Consider the following 10850-nt stretch of genomic DNA (forward strand, 5'->3'; position numbering starts at 1 on the left):
GAGGCCGCCGCCCGCGGATGTCGCGGGCGGCGGCCTTCGTCGTGCAGTGGCTCTCAGCGCTTGGCGGGAGCCGTCGCGACCGCGCCGGTCGCCGCGGCGCCGAACACCGAGTAGTGATCAGCCGGGACCTCGTAGACCCTGGCCTTCTTGAGGCTGTCGTCCTTCTTCGGTCGCAGCGACAGGAACATCCACACGGCGAGGAACACGGCGATGCTGACCAGCCAGATGTCCTCGACCCTGCCCACGTGGTTGCCGAACAGCATGGCCAGGAGGAACAACACGAAGAAGCCGCCCACGACGAGGCCGACCTTCCTGTTGTGCTGGTGCCAGCCCCACTGGACCGAGGGCTCGTCGAGGGAGCTGATGCCCCCCACGACGATTTCCTTGCTGGTGTGGTGCCCGTCCGCGCTCATGCTCCCCGGTTCTCCTCACGGCTCGCTGGCAGCCCCGCGGGCCGCCGACATCCCGCTCAGTCTGGCACACGCCCGGCCGGGGTCGACGGGTAACCCGCCGGTGTCACGCCCCCGACGCGTCACGCGATGCGGCGCCCGGCGCCCCGGACGTGGACAATGACGGTGTGACCACGCGCGTTCTCATCCTCGGAAGCACCGGCTCGATCGGTACCCAGGCACTGGAGGTGACCTCCGAGGCCGGCCCCGGCCGGTTCGAGGTCGTGGGCCTGGCCGCGGGCGGCGGTCGGGTGGACCTCCTCGGTGAGCAGATCGCGGCGACGGGAGCCGGCTACGTCGCCGTCTCGGATCCCGCCGGCGCCGCGCGGATCCGGTCGGAGTTCCCCGCGGTGACCGTCTTCGACGGGCCGGGTGGCGCGACCGAGTTGGTCGGGGCGGTGGAGGCGGACGTCGTCCTCAACGGCATCGACGGCTCGATCGGACTCGGTCCCACCCTCGCCGCGCTGGCGACCGGCGCCCGCCTGGCGTTGGCCAACAAGGAGTCGCTCGTCGCCGGTGGTGCGCTGGTGACCGGCGCCGCCGCCCCGGGGCAGTTGGTGCCCGTGGACTCCGAACACTCGGCCATGGCGCAGTGCCTGCGATCGGGCACCGCGGACGAGGTCGCCGGCCTCGTCCTGACCGCGTCCGGAGGTCCGTTCCGGGGCAGGACGCGCGCGCAGCTGGCGGACGTCACCGCGGAGCAGGCGTTGCGGCATCCCACGTGGGCGATGGGGCGGATGATCACACTGAACTCGGCCACCCTGGTCAACAAGGCGCTCGAGCTCATCGAGGCGCATCTGTTGTTCGGGGTGCCGTACGAGAAGATCGAGGTGACCGTCCACCCCCAGTCGGTGGTCCACTCGGCCGTGACCTTCGTCGACGGTGCCACCATCGCCAAGGCGTCTCCTCCGTCGATGAAGCTGCCCATCGCGCTGGCTCTCGGCTGGCCGGACCGAATCCCCGGGGCCACGACACCTCTCGACTTCTCCCGGTCCCACTCCTGGACGTTCGAGCCCGTGGACGAGCAGACGTTCCCCGCGATCTCCGTCGCCCGCGCGGCCGGATCGGCGGGAGGGCTGCGCACGGCGGTGTTCAACGCCGCGAACGAGGAGGCCGCGCCGGCCTTCCTCGACGGGAGGATCGGCTTCACCGAGATCGTCGACGTGGTGGCCGAGACGGTCGCGGCGGCGGACGAGTGGTCGTCCGATCCGCGCGACCTCGACGACGTGACGGCGGCGGAGTCCTGGGCACGGCGCCATGCCGCCACGCTCGTCGCGGGCCGGGAGGGCTGAGTCGTGATGGTGCTCGGGATCGTGCTCTTCGCACTCGGGATCATGGTGTCGATCGTGCTCCACGAGTACGGGCACATGCGGGTGGCGCAGTGGTCGGGAATGAAGGTCCGCCGGTTCTTCGTCGGCTTCGGTCCGACCGTGTGGTCCGTGCGGCGCGGCGGGATCGAGTACGGCCTCAAGGCGGTTCCGCTGGGCGGGTTCTGCGATATCGCCGGGATGACCGCGTACGACGAGCTGGCCCCGGAGGACGAACCCAGGGCCATGTGGCGTCAGGCGTGGTGGAAGCGCGTGGCGGTGCTGTTGGCCGGGCCGGCCATGAACATCGTCCTGGCGATCGCGCTCTTCTACACGGTCGCCCTGGGGTGGGGGCTGGTCAACCGCGACGTCCAACCGATCCCGACCGACCGGGTCGCGGCGGTGGTGGGCGACACCTGCGCGGGGGCGGACCGGTGTGGAGTCGGTGTCGGCCCGGCGGGTGAGGCCGGCATCCTGGCCGGCGACCGGATCACCTCGGTCGACGGCCTTCCGGTGGACAGTTGGTCCGATCTGTCCGAGGTGGTCTCCGCGCGTCCCGGCCAGACCGTCCCCGTCACGCTCGACCGCGCGGGGGAGACCGTGACGACGACGGCGAGCCTGACCTCGTCCTCCGTGGGTGGTCAGGAGAGGGGGGCGCTGGGGGTGCAGCTGTCCGAGGAGGGCATCCCGCAGGAGATCCTCGACGACCCCGCCTATCAGACGGTCAACACCTACGATGCGCTCGGTGCGGTCCCGGCGACCTTCGTGTTCACCGGGGAGATGATCGAGGCCACGATCGACGGACTCATCTCGTTCCCGTCCAAGATCCCGGCGGTGGCGGCGTCGATCTTCGGCGCCGAACGGGCCGATGACTCGCCGGTCTCCGTGGTGGGTGCGAGCCACATCGGTGGCCAGGCGGCCGAGCAGGGTGCGTGGTGGCTGTTCCTGCTCTTCCTCGCGGGGCTGAACCTGTTCCTCGGGGCGTTCAACCTCGTCCCGCTCACCCCGTTCGACGGCGGCCACATCGCGGTGGTGTTCTACGAGAAGATCCGCGACGCGCTACGGCGGCTCCGCGGGCTGGCACCGGGCGGCCCGGCGGACTACGAGAAACTCGCGCCGATCACCATCGGTGTGTTCGTCCTGTTGATGGGCGTGTCCGCGATCGTCATCACCGCGGACTTCGTCAACCCCATACTGCTGACGGGATGAGCGTCCGGACTCCCGATCTCGCCCCCGCGCCCCGGAACGCGGATAATGGCGGACGGGATCCGCGAGCACCCGGCTGGCGACCCCTACGGAAGGCCCTGTTGTGAACGACTCCTCCTCCATCCCCGTCGGACTGGGAATGCCAGACGGTCCACCGCCGGTCCTCGCGCCGCGCCGGAAGACGCGGCAGCTGTTCGTGGGCCAGGTCGGTGTGGGCAGCGATCATCCGGTGTCGGTCCAGTCCATGACCACCACCAAGACCCACGACGTCAACGCCACGCTCCAACAGATCGCCGAACTCACGGCGGCGGGCTGCGACATCGTCCGCGTGGCGTGCCCCCGTCAGGAGGACGCCGACGCGCTCGAGACCATCGCGCGCAAGTCGCCGATACCCGTCATCGCGGACATCCACTTCCAGCCCAAGTACATCTTCGCGGCGATCGACGCCGGGTGCGCGGCGGTACGCGTCAACCCCGGCAACATCAAGGAGTTCGACGGACGGGTCGCCGAGGTGGCCAAGGCGGCCGGCGCGGCGGGGATCCCCATCCGGATCGGCGTCAACGCCGGGTCCCTCGATCCGCGTCTGCTCGCCAAGTACGGCAAGGCCACCCCGGAGGCGCTCGTGGAATCCGCGCTGTGGGAGGCCTCGCTGTTCGAGGAACACGGTTTCGGCGACATCAAGATCTCGGTCAAGCACAACGACCCCGTGATCATGGTGGAGGCCTACCGTCAGCTCGCGTCGAGGAGCGATTACCCGCTCCATCTCGGGGTCACCGAGGCCGGGCCCGCGTTCCAGGGCACCATCAAGTCCGCGGTCGCGTTCGGAGCCCTGCTGTCGGAGGGGATCGGCGACACCATCCGGGTCTCGCTCTCCGCGCCGCCGGTGGAGGAGATCAAGGTCGGTTCGCAGATCCTGCAGTCCCTCGGCCTGCGCCCGCGCAAGCTCGAGATCGTCTCCTGCCCGTCGTGTGGTCGTGCCCAGGTGGACGTCTACAAGCTCGCCGACGAGGTCACCGCCGGCCTCGAGGGGATGAGCGTCCCCCTGCGGGTGGCCGTGATGGGGTGCGTGGTCAACGGGCCGGGCGAGGCGCGTGAGGCCGATCTCGGCGTGGCGTCGGGCAACGGCAAGGGGCAGATCTTCGTCAAGGGCGAGGTCATCAAGACCGTGCCGGAAGCGATGATCGTCGAGACCCTCATCGAGGAGGCCATGCGGATCGCGGAGGAGATGGGCGAGCCCGTCGGCGAGGCCGCAGCGGGTGAGGGCCCCCAGGTCAAGGTCACGCGATAGGCCGATGACCGACACGGCTGCGCCGGAGGCAGCGACCGGCGGGTGTCGCGGGGTGGGCCCCGGGGAGGCCCGCGCCCTGCTCGGCGTCCTCGAATCCGACCCCCTGGTCTCGTGTCCCGCAGCGGAGAAGTTCGCCGCGTCCGGCGCGGTCCCCGGGCCGGAGGGGCGGTTCCTCACGCTGGGCGGCCCCGAGAGGTCGTTGGTGTTCGTGGGGAGTTCGGTGCTGCCACTCCGTGGTGACGCGCACGACCACCACGAACTCGGTCTCGCGGTGGCGGGCCTGGGGTTCGGCCCCATGTCCGTCCACGGGCGGAGGGACCAGGTCACCGCGCTGTGGGACGCCCTCGGCTCCTGCTGGGGGCCTCACAGGGAACACCGCGGGTCACAGCACCTCATGGCGCTGCGACGCCCGGTGGACCAGTCCCTCGTGCTCGGCGACATCCGGGCCGCGACGCTCCTCGAGTTCGAGCAGGTGCTCGCCGCCGCGGCGGCGATGTACCGCGAGGAGCTGGGTGCCGATCCCTTCGCCGTGGGGTCGGGGATCCCGTTCCGCCGCCGGGTCGCGCGTTCCCTGGCGAGGGGGAGGACCTGGATCGGGGTCGACGACGGCGAGGTGTTCTTCAAGGCCGACGTCGCCGCCGTCTCCCCGTGGTCGGCGCAGATCCAGGGGGTGTGGGTCCGACCCGGGAGGAGAGGCGCGGGACTCGGGACCGGCGGCGTCGCCGCGGTGTGCGCCGCCCTCCAGTCCGGTCGCCTGACCCCGTCCCTGGTGGTCAACGGATCCAACGCCGCCGCCCGCTCGGCGTACCGGCGGGTCGGCATGGTCGACGTGGTCGACTACGCGACAGTCCTGATGTGACCTGTCGGGCCACGGTGGCGGCGCCCCGGGACCCGCGGTCGGGGCCGGGTCGGCAGCCGGCCCCGGAACGCACCTATCCTTGGGGCCATGACCACCTCTACCCGTCAGCCCCTCGTCCCCGGCGATCCCACCCCGATCCGGACGGTTCCCGAGTCGATCCCGCGGCCGGAGTACGTCTGGCGCGAGAAGGTCGACGAGGCCAACGGGGAGCCGTGGGTGCAGACGCCCGAGGTGATCGACGCGATGCGCAGGGCGTGCACGATAGCGGCGGACGCCCTCGTCGAGGCGGGGCGTGCGGTGGCACCCGGGGTGACGACCGACGAGATCGACCGGATCGCCCACGAGTTCATGTGTGACCACGGCGCCTACCCGTCGACCCTGGGGTACAAGGCGTTCCCCAAGTCCAGCTGTGTGTCCCTCAACGAGGTGATCTGTCACGGTATCCCCGACACCACGGTCATCCTGGACGGGGACATCGTCAACATCGACGTCACCGCCTACATCGACGGCGTCCACGGCGACACCAATGCCACCTTCCTGGCCGGCGACGTCGCCGAGGAGAACAGGCTCCTGGTCGACCGGACGCGAGAGGCCATGAACCGCGGGATCAAGGCCATCCGCCCCGGCCGGGAGATCAACGTGATCGGGCGTGTCATCGAGTCCTACGCGCGCAGGTTCGACTACACGGTGGTCCGGGAGTTCACCGGGCACGGGGTGGGGCCCACCTTCCACAACGGCCTGGTGGTGCTCCACTACGACGATCCGTCACGGACCGAGGTCCTCGAGCCCGGGATGACGTTGACCGTCGAGCCGATGATCGCGCTGGGCGGTCCCGGGTTCGACATCTGGGATGACGACTGGACCGTCACCACGGCGGACAAGTCGTGGACCGCACAGTTCGAACACACCGTGCTGGTCACCGACGAGGGGTACGAGGTGTTGACGCTGCCGAGCGGGGGCTGAGTTCCGCTCCGGCCCCGGCTCGCGGGTCGGAACCCGACACCGGGGCCGCCGGGGCGGCGGGTCAGAAGCCCCGGTCCGGGAAATCCAGTCCGAGCAGGGCGTTCTCGACCACCTCGGCCATCGCGGGATGGATCCAGTACTGGCGACGCGCGAGCTCGGGAACGGTGATCTCGAACTCCATTGCCTGGATGAGGATCTGGATGAGCGACGGCGAGTGGGCCCCCATGATGTGCGCCCCGAGGAGCAACCCCGTCGTGCGGTCCGCGATGAGCTTGCAGCACCCCAGCGAATCCTCCATGGCCCAGCCGTACGCCACGTCCCCGTAGTCCTGGACCTTGACCGTGACGTCGTACCCGGCCTCCCGGGCCTCGGCCTCGGTCAGTCCGACCGACGCGATCTGCGGCCAGGTGAACACCGCCCAGGGGACGTGTCGGTGGTTGAAGGCATGGAGATCGTCCGGGTGCCGCAGGTTGTGCCCGACCACCCGCTGCTCGTGGTTGGCGACATGCTTGAGCTGGTAGGGCGAGCTCACGTCGCCGAGGGCCCACACGCCGTCCGCGGTGGTGCGGCCGTACTCGTCGACCCGGACCAGCTCCCCGTCCATCGCCACGCCGGCGGTGTCGAGGCCGAGCAGATCGCCGTTGGGGATCCGGCCGGTCGCCACCAGGAGCGCGTCGCCGGAGCAGGTCGAACCGTCCTCGAAGGTGACCTCGACACCGCTCCGGTCCGCGCCGGTCGCGGTGATCGAGGTGATCTGCTGCCCGAGGCGGACGTCCCACCTCCGCCCGGCCTGGTCGGTGAACCGCTCCGCCAGTTCCCTGTCCACGTGCTTGAGCAGGACGTCCGACCGGCCGATCACGGTCACCTCGACGCCGAGAGCCGAGAACACGTGGGCGAACTCACAGGCGATGAAGCCGGAGCCCTGGATCACCATCGATCTGGGAAGCTCGGGGATCCGCATGACATCGTCGCTGGTGTAGTAGGCGACGTCGGCGTCGGTGACTATCCGGGGGATCGAGGGGCGGGCCCCCGCGGCGATCACCACGGAGTCGGCCGTGATGATCTCTCCGGTCCCCGTGTCGATGGTCCGCGGACCCACGAAGGCCGCGTGACCGTCGTACACGGTGACGTTGTCGCAGCGGGTGCGCCGGTAGTCCTCGCCGCTGGAGGCGATGGGGTCGATCCGACGGTCGAACACCCGGGAGACGATGTCGGGCCACCGGACGCCGTCGAGCGTCGAGTCGATCCCGTACGTGCTCGAGTGCGCGACGGAGACGGCGGTGTCGGCGGCGTAGACGAACATCTTGGTGGGGATGCAGCCGACGTTGAGGCAGGTCCCGCCGAAGGCTCCCTTCTCGCAGATCGCCACGGACTTGTCGGCGAACGACTCGTCGATCAACGAGTTTCCGCTGCCGGTGCCGATCACGATGAGGTCGAAATGCCGGGAGGGGGTCTGGGTCATTGTCGTCAGGACTCCTTGGTGTGGGGGGCGAGGATCTGGTCCAGCCAGTCGCCGAGATGCCGGAAGACCACCTCGAGCACGTCCGCGCGGGAGAGGAACACGTCGTGTCGGGCGCCGTCGACGGGGACGTCCGTGACCCGGTCCGAGACCCGGTCGGCGAAACGCTCCATCGAACGGACATCCAGGATCAGGTCGGTGTCGACGTCGAGCACCCCGTCCCCGCCGCGCGCGCCCACGGACGATGCGGTGGATCTCAGCAGGAGCACCGGTAGCGGGAGGTGGACCCCGGACTGGAGACTCTTCTGCGCCCGACGGACGGCCGCGAGCCACCCGGCCCGGACCCCGACCCCGCCCGGGGGTTTGAGTGCGGTGTCGAAGTGGAAATCCCCGTCGTGGTCGACGTGGGTGCTCACCACGTACCGGTCCGAGGTCTTCAGGGGCAGCCGGTAGTAGGGCCTGGCGGACCCCAGGGTGCGGATGACCGGGTCCAACAGTGGCCGGGCGCGGTCGGGGACGTCGAGCTGGAACCAGGGGGAGTTCAGAATCAGTCCCACGACGGGGTCCACCGAGCCCCGGTCGCGGCGCCGACCGAGCCACAGAGGCACCACCAGTCCGCCGGTCGAGTGCGCGGCCACGAGGACCGGCAGTCCGGGGTGATCGGCGGCGATCACGGCCAGTGACTGGTCCAGCTCGTCGTCGTATCTCTCCAGGTCGGTGGTGAAGTGAGGCGTCAGGCCGTCCCGCCTGGATCGTCCACACTTGCGCAGGTCCACGCCGTAGGTGGCGATGCCGCGATCGGCGAGGAAGTCGGCGAGATGTGTGTGGAAGAAGTAGTCGGACAGACCGTGGACCACCAGCATCGCGGCGACGGGCCGCGCCGGTGCGTCCTCGTGCCGCACGAGGGTGGCCGAGATCGGTCCCTCGCCGTCCGGATCGGTACCGAGTGGGAGCTCGCGGCGGCGGTAGGACGGGCCCAACAGGTCCGGGGTCCACTGCGCATCGGATCCGGTGGGGGCGACGGCATCGGGGGAGGGCGGAGACACGACGACCACCCTAGTCCGGTGTGCCGCGGGGGCAGACCGGTGAGTAGTCTTGGGATCCGGTGGACGCGGGGTCGCCGGACGGTCCCGTGTCGATTCCAATTCGGGTCCACGACCAAACAGCGAGGGTAACCGGTGACTGCAGACCAGGTGGCAAAGCACGGAACGACTGATGTGGCGCTCATCGGCGCGGGCACCATGAGCGCGACGCTCGGGGCTCTGTTGCGTCGCCTCCAGCCCGACTGGCAGATCGAGATCTTCGAGCGCCTCGAGGGCCCCGCGCTGGAGTCCTCCGACGCGTGGAACAACGCCGGCACCGGCCACTCCGCACTCTGCGAGCTGAACTACTCGCCCAAGACCGCCGACGGTGACGTGGACATCACCAAGGCCGTGAGCGTCAACGAGAAGTTCCAGGTCTCGCGGCAGTTCTGGTCCTATGCCGTGGAGAACACGATCCTCGGCGACCCGACGGAGTGGATCCGCCCGGTCCCGCACATGAGTTTCGTGGCCGGTGAGGCCGGGCAGGAGTACCTGCGGAAGCGGTATGACAGGCTCGCCGGCCACCCCCTGTTCCCCGGGATGGGTCACACCACCGACTTCGGAGAACTCGAGCGGCTGGTCCCGCTCATGGCCCGTGGCCGGTCCGCCGACCAGCCCTTCGCCCTCAGTCACTTCGAGAACGGCACCGACGTCAACTTCGGGGCACTCACCCGGCAGTTCGTCAAGTACCTCACCAGGACGGGCACCGAGGTCCACTACCAGAACCAGGTCAAGGATCTCGAGCGCAACACCGACGGCACCTGGCGGCTGACCGTGGCCAACCGCCACACCGGCGACGAGCGCACGGTCGATGCGAAGTTCGTCTTCGTCGGAGCCGGCGGAGGTGCCCTGCACCTGCTGCAGAAGTCGGGCATCCCGGAGATCAAGGGCATCGGCGGGTTCCCCGTGGGGGGCCAGTGGCTGCGCTGCACCAACCCCGACCTCGTCGACCAGCACCAGGCCAAGGTGTACAGCCAGGCGTCGGTCGGCGCGCCGCCGATGTCGGTTCCGCACCTCGACACGCGCGTGATCGACGGCAAGAAGGGGCTGCTCTTCGGCCCGTTCGCCGGCTGGACCCCCAAGTTCCTCAAGATGGGCAGCTTCATGGACCTGCCCTCGAGCATCCGTCCGGGCAATTTGCTGCCCATGGCCAACATCGGGCTCACCGAGATGGGCCTGGTCAAGTACCTCATCACCGAGCTCGCCAAGAATCACGGCGCGCGTGTCGAGACCCTCAGGGACTTCGTGCCGTCCGCGCAGGACGGCGAGTGGGAGAAGGTCGTCGCCGGCCAACGTGTCCAGGTGATCAAGCCCAACGGGCGCGGGGGGACCCTCGAGTTCGGTACCGCGGTGGTCAACGCCGCTGACGGCTCGATCGCGGGTCTGCTGGGGGCGTCCCCCGGTGCGTCCACGGCCGTCGACGCGATGGTCGATGTGCTGCAGCGCTGTTTCCCGAGCCGGTTCGCGGACTGGAAGCCCGCGCTCGAGGAGATGATCCCGTCCCTCGGTCGCGACCTGGCCGCGGAAGAGGGCCTGTTCGCCGAGCAGTTCGAGCGCTCGACCCGCACCCTCAAGCTCGATCAGAGGGCCTGACGGCGGGCCGGACCCCGCCCCGTACGAACCCTCATCCCCCGGTCGCCGCGTCGCTGTGGCCGGGGGATGACGCGTATCACAGTGCCTCGGGGCCGAGGCGGTCGCGGCCACCGACGGCGGATAGGATCGGCGGCATGATCCGGCCCGTGAACCCGTACCCCGTCGGCTTGGACCTCGAAGGCCGTCGGGTCGTGGTGATCGGCGGCGGATCGGTGGCCCAGCGGCGTATCCCGGTGCTCCTCGAGTCGGGTGCCGTCGTCCACCTGGTGAGTCCTGAGATCACGCCCACGTTGCAGGGACTGGTCGACTCCGGACGCATCCGGTGGGAGGCCCGTGAGTACCGGTCCGGCGACCTGGAGGGCGCCTGGTACGTGGTGGCGGCAACCAAGGACTCCCTGGTCAACGCCAGGGTCGCCGCCGAAGCCGAGCAGGATCGCACCTTCTGCGTGCGGTCGGACGCCGTCAACTCGGGCACCGCGGTGACGCCCGCCGTCGTCCGCCGCGACGAGATGGTGGTGGCGGTGCTCACCGGGGACCGCGCACGGACCGCCGAGGCCCGTGATGTGGTCGCCCGCGCTCTGAGCGACGCCGGCGCCGAGGCGCCGGAGGTCGAGGAGAGGCTGCGGGGGACGGTCGCGCTGGTC

General features: G+C 70.0%; 10 protein-coding genes. 7 read left to right on the plus strand and 3 right to left on the minus strand.

What is annotated here, in order from left to right:
* Positions 1 to 53: 53 nt before the first annotated feature.
* The gene (locus G6028_RS04185) at positions 54 to 413 is read right to left on the minus strand and encodes a DUF2631 domain-containing protein (protein WP_182639536.1); all 360 of its coding nucleotides are present in this window, start codon (positions 411 to 413) and stop codon (positions 54 to 56) included.
* Positions 414 to 577: 164 nt separating this feature from the next.
* On the opposite strand from G6028_RS04185, the gene dxr reads away from it, so the two are divergent.
* From dxr to map, 5 genes are all read left to right on the plus strand, one after another.
* The gene (gene dxr / locus G6028_RS04190) at positions 578 to 1741 is read left to right on the plus strand and encodes a 1-deoxy-D-xylulose-5-phosphate reductoisomerase (RefSeq protein WP_338404142.1); all 1164 of its coding nucleotides are present in this window, start codon (positions 578 to 580) and stop codon (positions 1739 to 1741) included.
* Between the two features lie 6 nt (positions 1742 to 1747).
* On the plus strand, positions 1748 to 2965 hold the full coding sequence (locus G6028_RS04195; protein ID WP_182658139.1) for a M50 family metallopeptidase: 1218 nt from the start codon (positions 1748 to 1750) through the stop codon (positions 2963 to 2965).
* 136 nt (positions 2966 to 3101) lie between these two features.
* Positions 3102 to 4250 carry a flavodoxin-dependent (E)-4-hydroxy-3-methylbut-2-enyl-diphosphate synthase gene (gene ispG, locus G6028_RS04200; protein WP_182658140.1) on the plus strand — a complete coding sequence of 383 codons (1149 nt, stop codon included), beginning with the start codon at positions 3102 to 3104 and terminating at the stop codon, positions 4248 to 4250.
* Between the two features lie 4 nt (positions 4251 to 4254).
* Positions 4255 to 5109, plus strand: coding sequence for a GNAT family N-acetyltransferase (locus tag G6028_RS04205; protein ID WP_182658141.1), 855 nt, complete (start codon positions 4255 to 4257; stop codon positions 5107 to 5109).
* Between the two features lie 87 nt (positions 5110 to 5196).
* On the plus strand, positions 5197 to 6072 hold the full coding sequence (gene map / locus G6028_RS04210; protein WP_182658142.1) for a type I methionyl aminopeptidase: 876 nt from the start codon (positions 5197 to 5199) through the stop codon (positions 6070 to 6072).
* A 61-nt stretch (positions 6073 to 6133) separates the two neighbouring features.
* Here the strand turns inward: map and mtr are convergent, their stop codons facing one another.
* Together mtr and G6028_RS04220 are read right to left on the minus strand one after the other, a co-directional pair.
* On the minus strand, positions 6134 to 7534 hold the full coding sequence (mtr, locus tag G6028_RS04215) for a mycothione reductase (protein WP_182658143.1): 1401 nt from the start codon (positions 7532 to 7534) through the stop codon (positions 6134 to 6136).
* Between the two features lie 5 nt (positions 7535 to 7539).
* Positions 7540 to 8577 (minus strand): alpha/beta hydrolase, encoded by a 1038-nt coding sequence (locus tag G6028_RS04220; RefSeq protein ID WP_338404143.1) that lies wholly within the window; start codon positions 8575 to 8577, stop codon positions 7540 to 7542.
* Between the two features lie 147 nt (positions 8578 to 8724).
* On the opposite strand from G6028_RS04220, the gene mqo reads away from it, so the two are divergent.
* Together mqo and G6028_RS04230 are read left to right on the plus strand one after the other, a co-directional pair.
* The gene (gene mqo / locus G6028_RS04225) at positions 8725 to 10206 is read left to right on the plus strand and encodes a malate dehydrogenase (quinone) (protein ID WP_338404144.1); all 1482 of its coding nucleotides are present in this window, start codon (positions 8725 to 8727) and stop codon (positions 10204 to 10206) included.
* 134 nt (positions 10207 to 10340) lie between these two features.
* Positions 10341 to 10850 (plus strand): precorrin-2 dehydrogenase/sirohydrochlorin ferrochelatase family protein (locus G6028_RS04230; protein ID WP_277817568.1); only part of this gene is annotated, 510 nt, incomplete at its 3' end.

Source organism: Dietzia cercidiphylli (assembly GCF_014145145.1).
GTDB lineage: Bacteria > Actinomycetota > Actinomycetes > Mycobacteriales > Mycobacteriaceae > Dietzia > Dietzia natronolimnaea.

Excerpts from the sequence above, each read along its gene's own strand:
- G6028_RS04185 (WP_182639536.1), bottom strand. The coding sequence starts at position 413 with ATGAGCGCGGACGGGCACCACACCAGCAAGGAAATCGTCGTGGGGGGC.
- G6028_RS04195 (WP_182658139.1), top strand. The coding sequence starts at position 1,748 with ATGGTGCTCGGGATCGTGCTCTTCGCACTCGGGATCATGGTGTCGATC.
- ispG (WP_182658140.1), top strand. The coding sequence starts at position 3,102 with ATGCCAGACGGTCCACCGCCGGTCCTCGCGCCGCGCCGGAAGACGCGG.
- G6028_RS04205 (WP_182658141.1), top strand. The coding sequence starts at position 4,255 with ATGACCGACACGGCTGCGCCGGAGGCAGCGACCGGCGGGTGTCGCGGG.
- map (WP_182658142.1), top strand. The coding sequence starts at position 5,197 with ATGACCACCTCTACCCGTCAGCCCCTCGTCCCCGGCGATCCCACCCCG.
- mtr (WP_182658143.1), bottom strand. The coding sequence starts at position 7,534 with ATGACCCAGACCCCCTCCCGGCATTTCGACCTCATCGTGATCGGCACC.